The sequence below is a fragment of the Methylobacterium sp. 275MFSha3.1 genome (assembly GCF_900108435.1).
Taxonomy (GTDB): domain Bacteria; phylum Pseudomonadota; class Alphaproteobacteria; order Rhizobiales; family Beijerinckiaceae; genus Methylobacterium.
In genome coordinates, this window is sequence record NZ_FNWP01000033.1 from 15,270 (window position 1) to 33,258 (window position 17,989).

The 17,989-nt window shown below is 65.4% G+C and carries 17 protein-coding genes; 5 read left to right on the forward strand and 12 right to left on the reverse strand.

Features of this window, described 5'->3' with window-relative positions:
• The first annotated feature begins 306 nt into the window (after nt 1-306).
• A complete protein-coding gene (locus BLW78_RS27370; RefSeq protein WP_091683272.1) occupies nt 307-1,557 on the forward strand; it encodes a glycosyltransferase family 2 protein in 1,251 nt (416 codons plus the stop codon).
• Here BLW78_RS27370 and BLW78_RS27375 read toward each other — a convergent pair.
• The 7 genes from BLW78_RS27375 to BLW78_RS27405 all read right to left on the reverse strand — a co-directional run bounded on the left by BLW78_RS27375 (nt 1,494) and on the right by BLW78_RS27405 (nt 10,372).
• Nucleotides 1,494-2,798, reverse strand: coding sequence for a glycosyltransferase (locus BLW78_RS27375; protein WP_091683273.1), 1,305 nt, complete (start codon nt 2,796-2,798; stop codon nt 1,494-1,496). The two genes, BLW78_RS27370 and BLW78_RS27375, sit on opposite strands and share 64 nt — an antisense overlap.
• On the reverse strand, nt 2,795-3,841 hold the full coding sequence (locus tag BLW78_RS27380; RefSeq protein WP_091683274.1) for a radical SAM/SPASM domain-containing protein: 1,047 nt from the start codon (nt 3,839-3,841) through the stop codon (nt 2,795-2,797). The genes BLW78_RS27375 and BLW78_RS27380 overlap by 4 nt, the downstream gene beginning before the upstream one ends.
• A gap of 294 nt (nt 3,842-4,135) precedes the next feature.
• Nucleotides 4,136-5,251, reverse strand: coding sequence for an FkbM family methyltransferase (locus BLW78_RS27385; protein WP_091683275.1), 1,116 nt, complete (start codon nt 5,249-5,251; stop codon nt 4,136-4,138).
• A gap of 31 nt (nt 5,252-5,282) precedes the next feature.
• A complete protein-coding gene (locus tag BLW78_RS27390) occupies nt 5,283-6,020 on the reverse strand; it encodes an FkbM family methyltransferase (protein ID WP_091683276.1) in 738 nt (245 codons plus the stop codon).
• 1,174 nt (nt 6,021-7,194) lie between these two features.
• A complete protein-coding gene (locus BLW78_RS31875) occupies nt 7,195-8,913 on the reverse strand; it encodes an AAA family ATPase (protein WP_244527077.1) in 1,719 nt (572 codons plus the stop codon).
• Between the two features lie 14 nt (nt 8,914-8,927).
• Nucleotides 8,928-9,371 (reverse strand): hypothetical protein, encoded by a 444-nt coding sequence (locus BLW78_RS27400; protein ID WP_139307760.1) that lies wholly within the window; start codon nt 9,369-9,371, stop codon nt 8,928-8,930.
• A gap of 110 nt (nt 9,372-9,481) precedes the next feature.
• Nucleotides 9,482-10,372, reverse strand: coding sequence for a hypothetical protein (locus BLW78_RS27405; protein ID WP_091683278.1), 891 nt, complete (start codon nt 10,370-10,372; stop codon nt 9,482-9,484).
• A gap of 1,004 nt (nt 10,373-11,376) precedes the next feature.
• On the opposite strand from BLW78_RS27405, the gene BLW78_RS27410 reads away from it, so the two are divergent.
• Nucleotides 11,377-12,318 (forward strand): HipA domain-containing protein, encoded by a 942-nt coding sequence (locus tag BLW78_RS27410; protein WP_244527078.1) that lies wholly within the window; start codon nt 11,377-11,379, stop codon nt 12,316-12,318.
• Between the two features lie 212 nt (nt 12,319-12,530).
• Here the strand turns inward: BLW78_RS27410 and BLW78_RS27415 are convergent, their stop codons facing one another.
• Nucleotides 12,531-12,821: a hypothetical protein gene (locus tag BLW78_RS27415; protein ID WP_091683298.1), complete on the reverse strand. Its 291-nt coding sequence runs from the start codon at nt 12,819-12,821 to the stop codon at nt 12,531-12,533.
• A 206-nt stretch (nt 12,822-13,027) separates the two neighbouring features.
• Here BLW78_RS27415 and BLW78_RS27420 point away from each other — a divergent pair, with 206 nt between their 5' ends.
• Complete coding sequence (locus BLW78_RS27420; RefSeq protein ID WP_091683280.1) at nt 13,028-13,303, forward strand: hypothetical protein; 276 nt, start codon at nt 13,028-13,030, stop codon at nt 13,301-13,303.
• A 19-nt stretch (nt 13,304-13,322) separates the two neighbouring features.
• Here the strand turns inward: BLW78_RS27420 and BLW78_RS27425 are convergent, their stop codons facing one another.
• The 3 genes from BLW78_RS27425 to BLW78_RS32195 all read right to left on the reverse strand — a co-directional run bounded on the left by BLW78_RS27425 (nt 13,323) and on the right by BLW78_RS32195 (nt 14,923).
• Nucleotides 13,323-13,550, reverse strand: coding sequence for a hypothetical protein (locus BLW78_RS27425; protein ID WP_091683281.1), 228 nt, complete (start codon nt 13,548-13,550; stop codon nt 13,323-13,325).
• A 204-nt stretch (nt 13,551-13,754) separates the two neighbouring features.
• Nucleotides 13,755-14,192: a hypothetical protein gene (locus tag BLW78_RS27430; RefSeq protein WP_091683282.1), complete on the reverse strand. Its 438-nt coding sequence runs from the start codon at nt 14,190-14,192 to the stop codon at nt 13,755-13,757.
• Nucleotides 14,189-14,923 carry an efflux RND transporter permease subunit gene (locus tag BLW78_RS32195; RefSeq protein ID WP_348272472.1) on the reverse strand — a complete coding sequence of 245 codons (735 nt, stop codon included), beginning with the start codon at nt 14,921-14,923 and terminating at the stop codon, nt 14,189-14,191. The genes BLW78_RS27430 and BLW78_RS32195 overlap by 4 nt, the downstream gene beginning before the upstream one ends.
• Nucleotides 14,924-15,045: 122 nt before the next feature.
• Here BLW78_RS32195 and BLW78_RS27440 point away from each other — a divergent pair, with 122 nt between their 5' ends.
• Nucleotides 15,046-16,584, forward strand: a complete 1,539-nt coding sequence (locus BLW78_RS27440) for a GGDEF domain-containing protein (protein WP_091683284.1) — start codon at nt 15,046-15,048, stop codon at nt 16,582-16,584.
• A gap of 209 nt (nt 16,585-16,793) precedes the next feature.
• Entirely contained in the window at nt 16,794-17,042 is a 249-nt protein-coding gene (locus BLW78_RS27445; RefSeq protein ID WP_020094697.1) for a PilZ domain-containing protein, read from the forward strand.
• 114 nt (nt 17,043-17,156) lie between these two features.
• Here the strand turns inward: BLW78_RS27445 and BLW78_RS27450 are convergent, their stop codons facing one another.
• Nucleotides 17,157-17,885 (reverse strand): GntR family transcriptional regulator, encoded by a 729-nt coding sequence (locus tag BLW78_RS27450; RefSeq protein ID WP_091683285.1) that lies wholly within the window; start codon nt 17,883-17,885, stop codon nt 17,157-17,159.
• Between the last annotated feature and the right edge of the window lie 104 nt (nt 17,886-17,989).

Genomic DNA, 17,989 nt, shown 5'->3' on the forward strand with positions numbered 1-17,989 from the left:
AGCGTGATGGTGCGATCTCGACGGGTTCGTGCGCAAATGCGTCGACGCCGTCGAGAGGAAGCGACGCTCGGTTCATCGCTTCGGGAATAGCCTCTTTCATGGGTCAGCAGGTCAGACGCGATCGCGAATCCTCAGGATGAGCAGAGCGAGGTTTCTTCTCTTCCTCGAGATCCGAGGTGCGGGGCACCCGCTCGACGGACCGAGTTTACCGAGAAGACGAGGCCGAGAACCTCGCAATGTGATCCCCGCGATTCGTTGCCCGCGGCCCTTCATGCGACGGCCGGCCATTTTCGAGACGAGCTGCCCATGACCGAGCCTCTCCTCAGCATCTGCCTCCCGACCTACAACAGGGCCGACTTCCTCGGATACCTGCTCGGCCAAGCCGCAGAGACCTGGACGTTCGCTTTCCCTTACGAGATCCTCGTCGCGGACAACGCGTCAGCGGACGACACCGAGGCTGTCGTTCGGAAATACGCGGATCTCGGGTTGCCGATCCGCTACTATCGCCAGTCCGAAAACAAGGGCGGTGGTCCGAACCTGCTCACCGCATTTCATCGCGCCCGCGGTCAATACGTCCTGTACCTCGCCGACGATGATCTCCTGAATCCGGCCGCCGTCGAGGAGACCATGTCCTTCCTCAGCGCCCATCCGGAGGTTCGAGCCGCGTACGCGCCGTGGCAGCTCTACGACGACGTCGCCAAACGATCCGTCGGAGAGTTCTTCACCATCGATCAGGACGTCATCTTCAGACCGGGGCAGGAAGGTGACCTGCTCGATCTGATTATCGAACGCCACATCTTCCCGGAAATCGTCATCTATCGCGCCGACGCTGTACGCCGGATCATGGCGTGGCCGCGCTTCTGTTTCTGGCCATTCGTCTTTCTCGCCAACACTATCGAGCAGGGGCCAATCGCCTTCCTGAGACGGCCCTACTATCGCTCGGTGGTCAACACGGCGGTCAGGGCGCACCGACGTCAGGAGGGCATCGAGGAGGTGATGACCGGATGGGACACCTATCGAGGCGGCCTCGAGTATTTCGTCTACACCACGCTCAAGCGTACCGGCGTCTCCCTCGCCAAGGAGACCCGGCAGGCCGTCCAGGACATGATCGACCGGTTCATCGCGGAGCGGATGCGGGTTGCTCTGCGTCTTTGGCTGGAACGCGGTGACTATTTGAACGCGTACGACGTCGCCTGCCGCCTGAGCTTCCGCGATCCTGCTCTGGTCCGGAACATCCCCGGTGTAGAGCGCCTGCCTCTGCTGCTCGTGATGCAGAAGCTGGCGCGGTTCACCAACGCGATCGGCGGCGTCGAGCGCCTGGAACTGGTCGGGATCGACGAGGCCGACCACGTCATGCCGCTGTTGCGCCAAGCGGGCCTTGAAGACCGAATCACCCTGAATGCGGGTGCCAGTCCGCCCACGTGTGACCAGCCGGAGAACAGCATCGTCTTCCTGGCCCGAGAATCGGACCGGCAGATATGCTTGGATCGCGGCTATGCCCCGAACCTCGTCATCAGCGAGCCTGAGCTCCTGACCGGGCTGCATCCGCCGGCTTGAACGGAGGCGGGCCTCCAGCCGGCGAGGCTGGGATCTGATGGGAAACAAGCGCGGAAATGCGCGAGACTACCCTTGGCGGCGGCCAACGAAGCCACGAGTCGCACAGCCCCTTCGCTCATCCAATCGGCGAGCGATGACTCGAACCAAGCTCGCGCATCCAGACCGAGGATTTCGCGGAACGGGCGGCGCTGTTTCGCGCTCGACATCGCTGTTCGGTAGGCGTCCGCCAGGACCTGCGCGGTGGCCGCCGGGCTATGCCGCCGGGTTGCCTCGATACGAGCCGCCGCGCTCAATCGCGCGAGGCGGGCGGGCGCCGCTGACAGCTCGGCGATCGTCGCGATGAACTCCTCCCCCGAACGAACGACCCGCCCTGTCTCGCCGTCCGAGACGATCGCCGCCTCGGCCGCGTTACCCCAGACGACCGGGACGCATCCCGCGGACATAGCCTCGACCAGCGCATTCTCGCCCGTACCGTAATGCCCCGGTGCGAGCAGATAGATGAACAGGTCGAGGTCTGACAGCACACGGGCCGGGTCGTCGGCATAGCCTTCGAACCGCACACGCCCTGGCCGGCGCATCGCGGCCGCCCCGACGGCCACGGGGCCTTGTGGATCATACTGCCCCCATAGGCCGACGCTGATCGGGCTCTCGACCGCGTCGAGGAAGTCGAAGAGGCGCGGATGCAGCTTAACGAAGTCCAGGGTCCCGATGTACCCGCAGCGCAACGGCGCTCCGGGTGAACGCTCGCCCCTGACGACACCGTCGAATCCGAAACCGCTGTTGGCGACCCCGATCGCGCCGGGCCGCGCCCTGATGGCGGCCTGAAGGTTCGGCGCATCGAGGGAGCAGGGCGAGGTGAACAAGACGTGGTCCGCGGCCTCGACGAGCCTTCTTGGGATAAGCGGCGCGGCAAGCCCAGAGATATGTGTCCAGATCACAAGCCGCAGCGCCGGCAGCGTCTCGGAGGCGAGCAGACCGTAAAGCCGCGGATGGTTCCACCATTCGATCTGGACGATGTCGGCCTCGGCGGCAAGACGCGCGATCGTGACTGGATCCGGTGTGACGTGGAGTTCGCAACCGTTGGCCCGGATACGCTCCGCATAGGTCTTGTCGCGCGGGGCTTCCAGGAGCAGATAGCTCCGCCTGATCGAGGTGCCTCCTTGCCGCTCCGCCTCGGTTACGGTCGCGTGCGCCTTTCCGACGCCACCGCCGAGGTGGGGGGCGATGTGGAGGATCCTCACTCGGCCGCCACGGGCAGTGCGCCTGCCCCAGCCAGGGCAGCGCGGAATCGCTCGAGAATCTGCGGCCGATGGGCATCGATGTTATCGGGGAGACAATGGCTGAGCTGTCCGCACGCATTGCAGACGGCATTCTCGCAACGCCGGCCCTCGAGATGCTGCAGCCGCAGTGAGTTCAAGGCATCCGACGCCCAGATCGACCGCAACGAATCGCGCTTCACGTCGCCGACGACAAGCTTTCGACCCCAGTCGAGGAAGCAGGAGCTGACTAAGCCGTCGGCGTTCACCGAGACGCTGTAGAAGATATACGGGCAAGTATCGGTCTGCGAGATCGGCTGCTGATAGATGCCCCCGGTGATCTTGATTCCCGTATGGGCCTCGATATCGAATTCAGGCCAGCAGGGAGCGAAGTTCTCGATAAAGATCCGGTCGCAGTGGTCGCCAAAAGTGTCGTAAAATTCCTGGCGCTGCTCCGAGGTAATCAGCTCCCCGGGAATCTTGACCACAACCTCACAATTGCCCTTGTTGGCGTAAAGCCATTTCACATTCGCGACGAAGCGATCAAAATCAAAATCGAAACCCGTGAAGGTGCGATACTGACCGTTCGTCATACCATCGACAGAGATATTGATCTTATCGAGACCGGCTTCCAGAACCGGTCCGAGGCGGTCAGGCGTCAAGAAAGTTCCGTTGGTGGTGGTGTCGATGTACTCGACCCGACCGCTCGCCTTCGCGTAGGCGATCATATCGGCGAGGCGCTTATTCAGGAACGGCTCGCCATCCTTATACAGGCGCAAGACCCGTATCGGCCTCTCGAAGGCATCGAGATCGTCGATGATCTTCGTGAACAGCTCGAAACGCATCGCGCCTTGATAGCGTCCAGTATCGCGAATCATATCGCGATGACCGGTTGGGCAGAACGTACACTGGAAATTGCAGGCGCTCGCCGGATCGACGAACACGACGAAGGGTGTGCTGAGCGGAATGACCGTCTCGAGCGGCGTGCGGCCTTCGAGATTGATGCGCGGCTTGATCTGGGCCTTCATGAGCGCTCTATCCTATTCCCGAGCGGACCTCGTCATTGCAGATCGCGATGATCATAGCCTGACCGCCAGATCACCACCGCCGCCATCCGTAATTCGACAGGTGACGGCGGTGGGATCTGCCCATTACCCGCAAGCTTGGTTACTGATTCGTTAATGCCTTATCGAACCGCGAACATCTCGCGCGAGGCGACTGCAAAACGAAGAGCGTGTGGGTCGTCCGCGAAGTCTCAGCGGCTGCCTGCCCACCACTCTGGCCGGCTTCGCTCTGCTGGCAGCGTTGGACGTGCGATTGTCTTATCGCTGATGGCGCGCGAAGAGCGTCAGTCCTTCACCGAATAAGGCGTGAGAGTGCAGCGTTACGTCAAAACACCCGAGTGAGGAGAGGTAAGGCGGTATGGCTCGATAAGAGACCTCATCGTGTGACAGATTCACGAGAAGGTCGCATCGTTTCTCGCGCAGCAAGCGCTCTGCCCCACGTAGGGCTGCAAACTCCGCGCTTTCGACATGCAGCTTGATCAAGATCCGATCGTCGCCGGCCTCTTCCCGATCGAACAGGACCTCGTCGAGATCGCTCAGCGTGCGGGTCTGAACCTGAATGAGCGCGGCATGAGCGACATGGGATTCCACCAACCGCGCGGAGAACAAACCATTCGCCAGGAACGGGCCGGTGCCCTCACGGTCGCTCACCGCTTCGCGACGCAGGTCCAAGACGGCGTTGGTCGATGCTGCGAGCGCGGGCATAAGCGCGGCACAGGCCGCAAAGCGTATTGGATCGGGCTCGAGGGCGATGAAATGAGCGAAGGTGACGCCGGAGCGAGCGAGGGCGGCAGGTAGGCTGAGGTCGTAAGACCCGCAATCGTAGACGCATCGATAATGTGTGCCGCTGCGCCCTCTCAGACCGAGATCATACTTCCCGGTCTCCGAGCAGATCGTGTAACCGCGCACCAGCCGACGTTCATAGCGCCAAGCGCTCGCCGCCTCGCATATGCTCCGTGACACGGCATCGGCGTAGTAGCCAGGAAGGCGAGAGACTTCGGATATGACGTCCGGAGGAGCCGTCAGATTGCGCCATCCATTGGTAAAGGTGTCGGGCGTAAATTCCTCGAGCAAATCGTAAGCTGTCAATATCTCGGACTGGCCGACCTGCGAGAGGAACGCTTCGATCTCCTGGACAGACATCTTGAAGGCAGCAACGAGATAGACGACACCCGGGATAGGAGCATGTCCGGTGAGATCGCGGATCTCGATACCGCGCAAAAACCCCAACTTGTGCGAGTCGAGAATAAATTCGGGACGCGAAAGGTCTGCCGGCCATAGGTCAAGCACCATCTCGCAGAGTTGGCCTGCACCGATCAGAGCATAGCGCCCGCCTCCCAGACGTCGCTTTAATGCAATTTCGGAAATTGCCATTCCCTCGATCCATCATGCCTAAGATATTCATCTAGGAGCTGTGGCAATCTGCCAGCGCAGCATGGATATCCCACCAACGGGACCGAGGCGCGAGCCGCTGACCGGCTCGATCCCTCACGGTGCACGCATAATGCTCGACGAAATCATTGGACGCTCGCCACCGCCCAGGAAGAGCGTCGGCATAGGGGCCCGACGCCCCCTGCGGAAATGTCCCCTGCGTGGTCTCGTCGCGGAGGCTTTGAACGATTGATTGATCAGAAAGCTTGAACGATTTATAGCCGGCAGTCTCCAAAACAGATATATATTCAAATCCAAACCGGCAGTCTTCAACACTCACATAGGTCGGCAACACCAGTTCTTGGCCAAGTTGGGCCAAGGCGATGTGGTCCGCCCCCTCGATGTCGATCTTAAGATAATAAGGCACGCCATAATTTGCAAAAATATCGCGAAGACTGACTGTTGCAATTGAAATCGCTTGGCAGTGGCTGCCTTCACGACCTGCCCAGCCGACGTCGATGCTGCTCCAATGATCGTTGTCGGTATTGACGTAAAACGTGACTGCACCGGCTTCAGCCGAGAGGGCCCGGTTCAGGACGACGAGCCTACCCTCCGCAATCTCGCGCGCGAAGCGCGTCTGGGCAGTCTCGACGAGCGCGGGATTTGCATCGACCGCGACCACTCTGAAGCCTTGCCTCAAATAGTAGGCGGTATCGTCGCCATTGTTCATGCCGAGGTCGACGATCAGCCTGTGGCAGCCTGGAGATATCATAAGCTTGTGCCATGCCCCGATGCGATACGAGACAACATCTACGTATCAGAATATTTATATCAACGCTCGACCGCCACCGCTCGGCCTGCATACATGATCCATCTCCTCGGAGGCGGCGATCATATATTGCAGGCAAATCGACAATTGGCGGCTGCCGCGCTTTGGTCCCAACAGGTTACCGGTCCACCGGTCATGTGCTTCGAGGCGGTTCTCGTTCAACGGTGTCCCCGGCTTCGAGCATGTAGGTCTACAGCGGGCTGACCGAGAACGCTGATCGCCACCGTGCTCAGAGTTGTACCTCGGGAAACACGCACGAGCTGCAGCGTCGGCACATTGAGATGGACTTAGCAGCGCATCCGCGTCTTCATACTTTGGCCACCACCAAGGCCATGACAGCCCCATAGAATCGGCGTTTACCCTTGGCCGGAAGGGTTAATAGATAGTGAAGAGGCCAGCCGAGACGCACCCTTCGGCTCACCATGTCCGCCATGTCCCACGGGGCCTCACGCGGCCCCCGCCAATCGCCGCGGCGATGCCGGGTCTTACAGATAAGAGATGGTCGATGGCACGCCCGGTTCACAGGGCGCGGCGAACATATCCCTTGACCAAGCTTGGCCTTGATTGTTCCGGCTGCCGCGCGGCTCACTAAACGCTCGGGCGGCCGACGTATCTTTCGGCTTCGGAGCATCAGACACACGGTTGCTCCAGATAGTACCAACAAAATATAAGGCATTCACCCAATACGTGCTCAAATCATAATCTTTGCGCCACAGGCCCCAACCGGTAGTAGCGTGACGTCGTCAACGCCCAGCGGCGATCGATCGCCATCGCCCAGACGCGCCCTGTGTAGATCAGCCCATTGCCCAGGCGCTGGTGACCATAGACGTATCCGCACAGGACATGTACTCCGTAGACTGGGTGCGGGCACCATGACCAATCAGCCAGGTAAGGCGCGCGCTCCACTGCCGTTCGCGTCGGCGCCAGTCCGCTCGCGATTCTGTCGAGCTCGGCTTGGATCGCCTGCTCACGGCGTGAATCGGCCAATTGAAGTCCGCCTTTCGACGTCTATAGGTAGTTGTCGCTTGTTCCGTCTTGGATTTCGCCTGCCCCCGGGCAGCCGACTCCGATGCGCAGAGCGTTTCAAAGTGGATCGAAGGGCAGGGATATCGCGGGCCTACTGCCGCACGGCGAGAGTTTCGCGCGCCGTCACGAGTACCTCGACCAATCGGATCAACCGTCGGACCGAGCCTCCGCGCCAGGACATACGAAGCAGCGTGATCGCCTCGCCGTCCAGAGGCGTGATGAAGGCGGGATCTAGCCCTCGATCGGCCGCGATCCCCGCCAGGATGGGTTCGACCAGCGCCTCGAGATCGGCGGTGCGTGGCGCCGGCATCTCCAACACGCGCAGACGGTCGAGCAACGGACCAGGCAGGTTGCCGACCGCGTTGGCCGTGGCCAGCCACGAGACGCGGCTGATATCGGTCTCCGCCTGAAAACAAGGATCCTGGTAAGTCCGGGCGGTCTCCGGTTCCAGCATCGGAAGCAAGGCGTCCCAGAGCCTACCGTGATCCGCGCGCGTTGCGGCCTTCTCCAACTCGTCGATCAACATCAGCGGGTTGGCGGTGCCGGCTCGGGCCACCGCCATGATCGGATGCGCGGGCTCCGACGTCGCCCAGCGGCGATCAAGGCCCCCCAGCGATGCGCCCGCGTCCCGCGTCGCATCGACCCGCCACAGCCCCAACCCGAGGTGATGGGCGATCCTCGCGACGAGGCGGCTCTTGCCGGCCCCCGGCGGACCGATCAGCAGGGTCGGCCGGAACGTGGCGTGCTCACGCCCGATCAAATCGGCCAGAAGCCTGTCGATCATGGCCAACGCGTACGGGAACTCGAAGGCGAGCCGCGCGCGCACCGCTGCGAGATCCGGTACGGCGACGAGCGGTAGCGGCTTGCCGATGATGTGCTCATAACCGCGGGCGATGGACCTGCCGCGGTCGCTCCCGGTCTCCTGGATCCTTGGAACGACGAGGACGTACCCCTCGGGCACCTCCACGCGTGGGACATCGGCGTCCGGCGGCCGTGCCGCCGTCTCGACGGTCGCCTCCTCGCGCCGCGCCTCGTTGCGGGCGAATTGGGCCTCGAGCTTCTTCCACCTGCGCCGCTCCCGCGTCGCCGCGCTGTCTGCGACCGGCCGTGTCAGGATCTCCCCGACGGGTACGAGCGCGTGGACGAGTGCCACGTCACCGGCGAAAGCGTCGTCAGCGCCACAGGCTAGCGCCGCGGCCGCGGCAATGGCACTGCTCGCCTTCTCGGAGAGTGTCAGAAGCGCGTCGGTGAACGCGTCGTGCCAAGCTCTCTGCAGGGCGACGGCGAGATCGGTTGCCCCGGCGAGATCGATATCCGCGTCCGGCCCCGCGACTCGACCGAGTCCGAGGCGCGTCTGCGCCTCGGCTAGGGCTTCGAACTGCTTCCCGAGCTCGAGAACCCCCTCTCGCTCCAGCCAGAGGGGCTGGGCCAAACGCGCGGCAGCTCTGCGATCATCGCCGCCGCAGGAAAGCAGCGTCGCAACATCGGCCAGCGCCCGCGCCGCCGGCTGATCGCGCTCCACGGCCAGCACGTCGAGGAACCGAATCAGGTTGGATCGGCGGGCGATCCATCGACGGTCGCGCCACAAGGCGCCGTCCGAATCGGCCGCCGCCGCGATCCAGGCGGAGACCAGCACCTCGGCATCCGGGGCGAGGGTGGTGATCTCGAGGGCGAGCTCAGAACAAGCAGAAGCCACGCGCAGATCCTGAGCGAGGCAGGCGCGCAGGCGGCGCGGCAGCATCGGCTCTAGCAGGCGCCGTGCCGCCTCGGAATCGATCTGCAGGGCAGGCGGGGTCGAAGTGAAGGCCATTCGCGTCCTCCCCTTCAGCGGGTGCCGCTGTCGCGGTCGCAACCGCGGCGCGGAACGGAGTACCAAGCCCGGGCGAGGCAGAGCACTGCGAGATCAGCCCGGCGCCGAGCTCGCCGTCCGAGCACGTGCACGAGCAAGTCGATGCAGGAGCTGTCACCCCGTACCGCGCATAGGCAGATCGCCGACATCGCCGGATCGACGCGCTCAGGACGGGCGACCGCCTCGGCGAGCACGCCGACGGCGACGCGGTTCGCAGCCACCGGATCGCCTCGGCGCGCCGCGGGCCAGTCAGGGGAGGGCAGGGGCTGGGCGGCTTCCAGGGCAGCGGACAGGTGGCACTGCGCCACCATATCGAGCGCCTCGGGGACGAGGACGCGCCACCACGACAGTGGCGACGAGAGGCGTGCCGCGTCAGTTGTGCCGGAGTTGCCGGCATCGGAATCGAGAGCGGGTGTCATGGAGACAGACCTGGAGAGCGCGCTGGCGCGCAGGCGCACGGCGCGGTGTGGATCGAGGGCGTGACGGACGCATCAGGTCGCGGGCGCGACCTGATGCCAGCGTGGTGCGATCAGGGCGCGCGCGGTCCGGGCGAGTGCGGGCGGTTGGCGTTCTCAGGAACGGCGAGGCTCGCCAACGCCATCGTCAATAAGTCCGGCACAGCCGCGCGCAAACGGGCTTGGAGCGCCGCCGTCACAGCCTCGAGCGCGGCAGAGACTGGGGCTGCGAACAACTGATCTATGGCCGCTCCGCTCACCGTCAGGTCGTCGCCGTAGCCGGCCCTTCCATAGACGTCGATCAGTACCGCGCTGGCCTGAGAGACCTCGTAGCCGAGTGAGGCAACAAACGCGCGGCCCTGGACCTGCGCGCATCGCAGCACCCATTCAACTTGGTGTATTTTCCTGGCCTCGTTCTTCCCGGAGCCACGCTTGACCTCGGCGATGATGGCCCGGCTCACGTATCGGTCGACGATGACGAGGTCTAGGAATACGCACTGCGCGACGGCGCCCGCGAGTTCGATCGAGGTCTGGTTGAGCTGAGCGACGCTGCTGGCGCGAACCAGTTCCTGGGTCGGCACGGTGATGGGCATCGCGATGTTGCGCAGCACGATGTAGCGCCCGGTCCGCTCGAGAACGTCGGTGATGGCCGCCTCGATCAGGCTGCCGTGGCGCTTGACCATGGACGAAAGCACGGAACCGAGCTGCGACAAGCCCGGTCCGAGCAGGGGGTCGGGCACGAACGTCGCCCGAAGGGCGCCGTCGAGTGCGGCCTCGGCCGCAGCCATGAGCTCGGGCGCGCAGATCTGCGGGATCGCGGGCTGGACGTGGCCGCAGCCGAGGGCCGCGGCGTCCCCGAGTGGGACGGTGATGCGGCCGGTCGGCGCAGAGCCAAGCTGCCCACGAGCGGACAACCGCTGTCGGCCGCCGCGCTGGGCGGCGGGGTGGGGAACGACGATGGTCATGAATGGATTCCGTCCAAGGGACGCCGACCGCGCCGCGCGCCCTCTGCCGAGCGGCAGGGCGACGGGCGGGCTCGTTGCCGCGGCCTGAGGTCTGCGGCGACGAGGGCGTCAGGATTGCGGGAAGGCGAGGGGACGCTGAGGCACGGCGCTATCGCGTGCCAGCGCGCCTTCAGGCGATCAGGCGGGTTGCCGGGACGGGGTGGTGGGACTGCCCGGATTTCATGCATCGGGCCAGTTTCGCCGGCGCGACAACGCCGGTAGGGAAGATCTCAGCCATGGTCGGTATCCTTCGACGATACGGATCGTGGTCAGGCCGGCGCTCGGTGCTGCTAACACCGGTGCCGGCCGCCCTCTGCTAAAGAGCGGCGCGGCCTGTGCGGGCGGTCTGCCGGGAACAAACTTGGCGTGGATCGACGCCTTTGAGAAGGCCGCAGATGCGGTAAAGGGATCTCAAGGAAGCCCTTCCTGTCGCGATCGTTAACGGAGGCCTGGCAGCCTTCTACTTGTTGCAGGCGTGCGCTTCACATCGCATGATCGCCTCGAGGGTGGATGGTTGGTTGTCGCCAGCGAAACTCCGCCACCTGCGCTGATCTCGCCGATCCGCACGGATCAATTCAGCGGCACCTGCCAGCGTGATCGCATCAGCGACAGAGCGGATGTCATGCTGGATCGTCACGGGGTCATTGTGAGCGGACATGTGGAGGATTTCAAAGTACAATCGCATTGAGGAACTACACGTCTTTCGATCAGAGCGCAGAGGCTATGTGCCTATCGGTCTCATGGTCTTTGAAGGTAGCTCCTCACGGCGCATCGGTCGGTTTGCTTACAGCTCCGACTATCGAGCTGCTGAGGGACGTAGGCCGATCGACCCCGTTGGGCTTCCGCTCGGAAACAAGTGGCGGCCTGCGCCTCAGGGCGGAGTTCATCTGGCCTTTCACGATGCAGGCCCCGATGGCTGGGGCAAAGGAATCCTGACTCAGGCATTCCCGGAACTGGAACTAGGGATGCCGGAATTTCTGGCTCTGGGCGGGCTGTCGCGCACCGGCGATCTGGCCTTCGGCTCGACGCCGGAGGCTCCCGAGACGTGGACACCCCGGACGGAAGCGGTACTTGAGCTAGCTCATGGCGAGGTCGACCTCGAAGAGGTGCTCATTTCAGCAGAGACCTACGAGGGAGGCGAAGCCTCGACACACCAACTTGCGCAGCTACTCGTGCACAGCTCGGATATCGGAGGAGCTCGGCCCAAGGCGCGCATCCAGAGTTCCGATAAAGAATGGATCGCCAAATTTGCCGCGTGGGATGACAGGTTCGATCATCCGGGGGCTGAAGCGGCGTGTCTAGATTTTGCTGAGGCTGCAGGACTTCGCGTGCCCGAGCGCGAACTTCGTGTCGTCAAAGGCAGGCCCGTCCTCCTGGTATCGCGTTTCGACCGATCCTCGGAAGGAGCTTGTTTGTCTTACCTCAGCGCCGGCACTTTGCTGGGCGAACCTGCGTATGGCTATGCAACAACCAGGACCTATTTGGACATCGCGACAGCCGCGCACAGGATCGGCGTGCCCGAGCCGGAACGCGAGATGTTCCGAAGGCTTCTGGTTAACGCCTATCTCCGGAACACCGATGATCATTTGCGCAACCACGCATTCATCAATGATGGAGCTGGCTGGAGGCTGTCACCGGTCTTCGATATCGTACCTCATCCTTCGGGCACCAAGCACGTCTGCGCCCCAGCTCCCGGTTTCAGCCGAGAGTGCAATCCGATCACAGCATTCGCGGCCTATGCAGAATTTGGCCTCTCTGATGCCGAAGCAACATCCATTCTCGCTGAGCTTCATGACGCCAGCGCACGCATGCCATATTTTCTTGAGTCCCGAGGAGTGTCGCGACGGGATCGGGAAACACTCTTGGCATGCTTCGGCTCGCTGCCTAGGGCTACCGCGCCTCAGTGACTGTGCGCACTGATTGCAACCACGCATGTCCGGAGGGAAAAATCGAGGCCACCAATGAAGGATCGCGCCCGAATATTAAAACTTGATTTTAAAATACCTCAACCCAGAAATCCTGATATTTACTTAGAAGATCATTCGCCAGATCGGCGCTGATCGACTATGCGCGAAACGTTAAACTTGCTTGTAGCGCCTAATTCGGTAATCTCTTCAAATCAGGCAGCCCGCGCGCCAGCCACGTCCAGCCCGTGCGCCTGATCCATGATCTCGCCGATCCGCTCGCCGACGGCAACGGCGATCTCGACCGAGGCCGCCCCTTCCGAACCCTGCCGGCAGATCCGAGTCAAGACGTCGGTCACGCGCTGCTCCATGACGCCGAGGATCGCCGCGGCCGCCTGGGGTTGGGCGCCGCGCAGAACCGCCGCGAGGTCGCAATAGGCGTCGTGAAGAAGCTGGAGCATCAGCCGATCGACAGCCTGTTCATCCTCTGCCGACAAGGCCCGCATCACGCCCCTCTCAACGTCCCCGTCCATCGCTACCGCCAGCCTCGACTCAATGCGTTAACAAGGCGTGAAGGCCGTCGGCGGCCTGAAGGGTTCGACTAACCCTCCCGTGGCGCGGGAGGTACGCTGGCTCGACCACGGCCAGGATGGAACTTGGTGGGCCCTCGGCGGGTCAACACCGCAGAATCCCTCAGCGCGAGAGCTATTCCATGCGCCTCCATATCGCCACGCTCACCGCCGCGAGCCTCGGTCTGGTCGCGATCGGCGCGACGCCTGCCCTGGCCCAGGTGCAGCAGAACAACCCCAACGCCGCCAACCGATCCATGGAAACCAGCGGCCAGATGCGCGCCCTGCGTCAGGAGCAAACGACCCAGAGCAACACGCTTCGGATGGAAATTCAGCGGAATCAAGCCGCGACGCCCGCCCCGAATACCGGGCCGAACGCCATCGGCCCGACCGGGGGCACCGGAGTCATCGGCCGCTGAGAGGGCGGTCCGCGCCGGCCTACACGTCCGGCAGGGGTCGCCCCTTCACGACCACCCGCGGCCATCGCTCCAGGCCGATCGGCATCAGCACGGCGATCTGCGGTGGCACCGCGGTGCCGCCGAGCAGGCTCTCGAGGGAGATCCGGCAGGCCTCCTCGAGCTCGCCGCACGTGCGTGCGCCGGAGGTCTTGATGTCGGCGATCAGGAGCGCCGCGATCTCGTGGGCAAAGGCGTCGCCGTCCAACATGCCGGACTCCCGCTCCGTGTCAGACCAGCATAGTCCCCTGCGGATCGTCCGGACATCAGCACAGAATTGCGTATCCACATACCGATTGTGGATACCTGTCGCTCTCGCCGGTGACGCAGCGCGGTCAGGCACCACCGAGCCGCTGCCGAGAGCCGTCGCGCAGGCAGACGAGGCACAGCAGGGTCGCCATGGGCAGCAGCCAGATCACACGCGCCTGGTAGCGATCGAACACGCCGGACAGTGCCGGGCAGACCAGGGCGTCGCCCAGCACGCAGGCCGCGAAGAACAGCGGCAGCGCAGCGCAGCGAGCGCCCGCTCGCCTCGGACGAGAGCGACCATGCAGGTCGCGGCCGCCAGGACCCAGGCCAGCGCGATGAGAACGGTGTCGGCCGTCCTGATCAGCCGGTGGGGAACCACGTCGCGCATCTGGGCGCTCGCTTGGAACGCGGCGAGCGCTTGCGGACCGAACTTTAACGCGATGACCTCGAAGATCGCCGAGTAGGGCGGGAATTCTGAGGACACGTCGGTGTCGGGCGCGTGCGCGCCGAGGGCACGCCAGAGATTGCCGGCCACCATGTTAGCCACGGCGCCGGGCCGCGACATCACGGTGGCCCGGACGATGGCCGCGGATTCGACGCTCATGCCGGTAAAGCCGCCGAGGCGGTCGAGATGTCCGGCTTCCCACAGGAAGGCGTTCGCGGTCGACGGCAACGTCTCCACCTGGGTGCAGATCTTGTAGCCGGCCCCGGGGCAGGCGTCCCGGAGATATAGACGCCGAACGGCAGGCGCAGGCCGGCGACCGCGCGATCGACCGCCGGCAGCGGCACCAGGGTGAGCAGGGTCGCGGCGATCAAGCAACGGATGATTACGATGGCGAGCGGCCGCTGCACCTCCGCGCCGGCGCTGGTCGCGAGCGCCATCGGCAGGAAGCCGAGCGCCGCCGTCAGCGCCGTCATCATCACCGGCTGCAGGCGTAGCGCGGCGGCGCGGGTCGCCGCCTCCGAACGCCGGAGCCGGACACCTCCAGGGCGCGGATAGCTCGCGAGCACGACGTCGTTCAAGATCGCGATGCCGAAGAGCGCACTGAAATCGGTCGCCGCCGAGATCGAGAACGGCACGCCGCGCAGCGTCAGCGCCGGGATGACGCCGGGGGAGCGCAGCGAGGTCTTCCGCCGCGTCGACCGCGGGATGCGGCGCGCCGGACCGCCGGCCACGGCCTGAGCCTCGCGGCGACGATCGCCGAAATCCACGACGCGCCCGTGACGATCACCGAGGCGGCGGGCGTCAGCTGGCGCGTCACGCCGCACGTCCCGCCGCACGTCCCGCCGCACGTCCCGCCGGCGCGAACTCGGAAGGCCGCGCGGCGCAATCAACGAGGTCTCCCGGATCGTGGACAAAGCCGCCGCGATGTAAGACCGGCCCGACAGTTGCGAAAGCCGCGATTAAGGCTCGGCGTGCCAGAGCGCGGCAACGAAGCACCGTCCGCGGGGGGCAGATGAACGTCTGGCGACGCGTCGCCCCGTGGCTCGGCTCGGCCCGCACCTGGATCGTCCTCGGGATCCTGGCCCCGCTGGGCATGGTCGTGACGTCCGGTCTCATGCTGGCCGACCTGCGCCGCGACGCCTGGACCAGCGCGGAGCAGACCTCCTGGAATCTCCTGCAGGTCCTCGAGCGTGACATCGCGCGCAACATCGAGATGTACGATCTCTCGATCCACGCGGCGGTCGACAACCTGAAGGTGCCGGGCCTCACCGAGGCCGACCCGCGCCTGCGCCAGCTCGTCCTGTTCGACCGCGCCGCGACCGCCCGCGACATGGGCGTGATGCTGATCCTGGACGAGCGGGGCGATGCCGTCGGCGACATCGCGGCCGTGCCGCCGCGCCCGGGCAACTACGCGGATCGCGAGTACTTCCAGGTCCATCGGGCGAGCACCGGGCTCGGCCTCCATGTCGGGCGCCCGATCGTGTCGCGGCTGAACGGAGAGCGGATGCTTCCGTTCAGCCGCCGCATCGACCGGCCCGACGGCAGCTTCGGCGGCGTGGTCCTGGGCACCGTGAAGCTGTCCTACTTCGCGCACCTGTTCAGCGAGATCGATCTCGGCCCGGGCGGGGCCATCAACCTGTACCTGACCGACGGCACCCGCCTGATGCGCTACCCCTACGTGGAGGCCGATCTAGGGGCGAATATCGGGCAGACCGCGATCTTCAAACGGTTCCTACGCGAGGGGCGCGGCAACTTCGTCAGCACATCCGTGCGCGACGGCGTCGAGCGGAACTACACGTTCACGCGGATCGGAACCCTGCCGCTGATCCTGAACGTCGCCCTGTCCACCCGGGACGTGGAGGCGGAATGGGCCGCGAAGGCGACGATCATCGGCGGCATCGTGCTGGCGCTGTGCGGCCTCACGATCGCGCTGTCGCTCCTGTTCGGGCGGGAGCTGCGCCGCCGCGAGGCGCTGCGGGCCGAGATGGCGGCGCTGTCGCGCACCGACACCCTGACCGGGTTGCCGAACCGCCGCTGCTTCGAGGACGCCCTCCGGCGGAACCTGGACGCCGCCCGGCGCGACGGTCACCCCCTGTCGTTGCTCATCGTCGACGCGGACCATTTCAAGCGCTTCAACGACCGCTACGGGCACCCGGTGGGCGACGCGATCCTGCAGGGCCTCGCCCGCTGCCTCGCGGTGAGCGTGCACCGCCCCCAGGATCTCGTCAGCCGCATCGGCGGCGAGGAGTTCACCCTGCTCCTTCCCGAGACGGACGAGGCCGGTGCCCTGCGCGTCGCCGACACGGTCCATGCCGAGGTGGCCAAGCTGACCGTCCCGTCGGCCGGGATCGGGGCCGGCGCCGTGACGGTGAGCATTGGGCTCGCGGCCGTCCGGCCGGGCGCCGACCGGAGCGCGCCGCTGCCGGACCCGTACCGCTTGGCGGACGGCGCCCTGTACGAGGCCAAGAACGGCGGCCGCAACCAGACCCGCAGCGTCGCGCCGCCGCCGCCGCCGCCGCGGGGCGCCCTGCAGCTGGTGCGGGTCTCCTGACCGGCGCGCCGCCGCGCTGTCCCGGAGCGCTTTGACGGAATCGACACGAACTCCATGGTCTCCTGGGCGCGATGGCGGGCGGACCTGAGAAGGCCCGACGTCGTCGCGTCGGGACGAGGAGGCGGACGGGGATCGACCATCCGTGCCCCCGGTCGGCGGAGCGCGCGCGGATCCGGAGGGATCCGGCCCGCAACCATAGGGTAACGAGGATGGACGACAGACGCGCCGCGCCCCGCAGACGGACCCTGCTCGAAGGCCATATCGAACTCGCCGGCGGCGGCGTGATCGATTGCACGATCCGCAACATGTCGGACGGGGGCGCCCGCCTGAAGGTGGTCAGCGTGATCGGCGTGCCCGACGCCTTCGTGCTGGCCTACGGGGTCGGCGGCCAGCGGCGGCCGGCACGGGTCACGTGGCGCCAGGAGACCGAGCTCGGGGTCGCGTTCGGCGACGCCTGACGGGCGGCGGCCGAGGCTTCCACGCCCACCCGTGTTGAGGGGCGGATCGGATGGGCGTGGAAGGCCAGCGTCCGGCTGGTGACCCACCGATGCGGCGGCAGGGTTAACGCTTCGTTACCGGGCCGCGCGGTTCGCGCGCCGCGCCTGGAGCGTCTCGGCAATCACCACGCCGGTCCGCAGCACGTGGCGATGGGCAACGCATCCGGCCGCGGCGGCGTCCCGCGCGGCGAGAGCCTCGAACAGGTCCCGGTGCTCGCGCGCCGATTCCTCCCAGCGGCTGCCGCTGGAGAGCGCACGCAGGCGCGCCCACTGGGCCCGGGCCTGGAGTGCCGCGTGGGCCTCCGTCAGCGGGCGGTTCCGGGCGGCCTCGACGATCGTCCGGTGGATCTCCTGGTTCAGGGCGAAATAGGCGTCGAGCGCGTGGTCCCGGTGCATCCGGTCGAGCCGCGCCTGCATGGCGCGCAGCGCGTCCATCAGGGCTTCCGAGATCCGCGGCGCCGCGAGTTCCGCGGTCAGCCGCTCGATCCCGGCGAGCGCCTCGAACAGTTCGAGGATCTCCTCCGGCGTCCAGTCCGGGACGCGCGCACTGCGGTTCTGGTGCAGCTCGACCAACCCCTCCGCGGCCAGGAGTTTGAGGGCCTCCCGCAGTGGGGTCCGGGAGATCCCGAGCGCCGCGGAGAGGTCCGTCTCCACCAGGGTCGCGCCGGCCGACAGCGCGCCGCGCACGATCATGTCCTTGAGCCGGGCCGCCGCCTGCTCGTGCAGCCCGATCCGCGGCACCTGCGCGGCCGGGACGACCAGGGCCTTGCGGGGCCGGCCCCGGCGGCGTGCGACCACGTCCATCGATCCTCCCGTTCCACCGCGCCAGCCTAGCGCATCCGACCGCCCGATCGGTGATCCATTTTTCGGCCTCTTGCGCTGTCTTATCATGCATTTGCGCAAATTGC

Excerpts from the sequence above, each read along its gene's own strand:
- BLW78_RS27370 (WP_091683272.1), top strand. The coding sequence starts at position 307 with ATGACCGAGCCTCTCCTCAGCATCTGCCTCCCGACCTACAACAGGGCC.
- BLW78_RS27380 (WP_091683274.1), bottom strand. The coding sequence starts at position 3,841 with ATGAAGGCCCAGATCAAGCCGCGCATCAATCTCGAAGGCCGCACGCCG.
- BLW78_RS27385 (WP_091683275.1), bottom strand. The coding sequence starts at position 5,251 with ATGGCAATTTCCGAAATTGCATTAAAGCGACGTCTGGGAGGCGGGCGC.
- BLW78_RS27390 (WP_091683276.1), bottom strand. The coding sequence starts at position 6,020 with ATGATATCTCCAGGCTGCCACAGGCTGATCGTCGACCTCGGCATGAAC.
- BLW78_RS31875 (WP_244527077.1), bottom strand. The coding sequence starts at position 8,913 with ATGGCCTTCACTTCGACCCCGCCTGCCCTGCAGATCGATTCCGAGGCG.
- BLW78_RS27400 (WP_139307760.1), bottom strand. The coding sequence starts at position 9,371 with ATGACACCCGCTCTCGATTCCGATGCCGGCAACTCCGGCACAACTGAC.
- BLW78_RS27405 (WP_091683278.1), bottom strand. The coding sequence starts at position 10,372 with ATGACCATCGTCGTTCCCCACCCCGCCGCCCAGCGCGGCGGCCGACAG.
- BLW78_RS27410 (WP_244527078.1), top strand. The coding sequence starts at position 11,377 with ATGCCGGAATTTCTGGCTCTGGGCGGGCTGTCGCGCACCGGCGATCTG.
- BLW78_RS27415 (WP_091683298.1), bottom strand. The coding sequence starts at position 12,821 with ATGCGGGCCTTGTCGGCAGAGGATGAACAGGCTGTCGATCGGCTGATG.
- BLW78_RS27420 (WP_091683280.1), top strand. The coding sequence starts at position 13,028 with ATGCGCCTCCATATCGCCACGCTCACCGCCGCGAGCCTCGGTCTGGTC.
- BLW78_RS27425 (WP_091683281.1), bottom strand. The coding sequence starts at position 13,550 with ATGTTGGACGGCGACGCCTTTGCCCACGAGATCGCGGCGCTCCTGATC.
- BLW78_RS27430 (WP_091683282.1), bottom strand. The coding sequence starts at position 14,192 with ATGAGCGTCGAATCCGCGGCCATCGTCCGGGCCACCGTGATGTCGCGG.
- BLW78_RS27440 (WP_091683284.1), top strand. The coding sequence starts at position 15,046 with ATGAACGTCTGGCGACGCGTCGCCCCGTGGCTCGGCTCGGCCCGCACC.
- BLW78_RS27445 (WP_020094697.1), top strand. The coding sequence starts at position 16,794 with ATGGACGACAGACGCGCCGCGCCCCGCAGACGGACCCTGCTCGAAGGC.
- BLW78_RS27450 (WP_091683285.1), bottom strand. The coding sequence starts at position 17,885 with ATGGACGTGGTCGCACGCCGCCGGGGCCGGCCCCGCAAGGCCCTGGTC.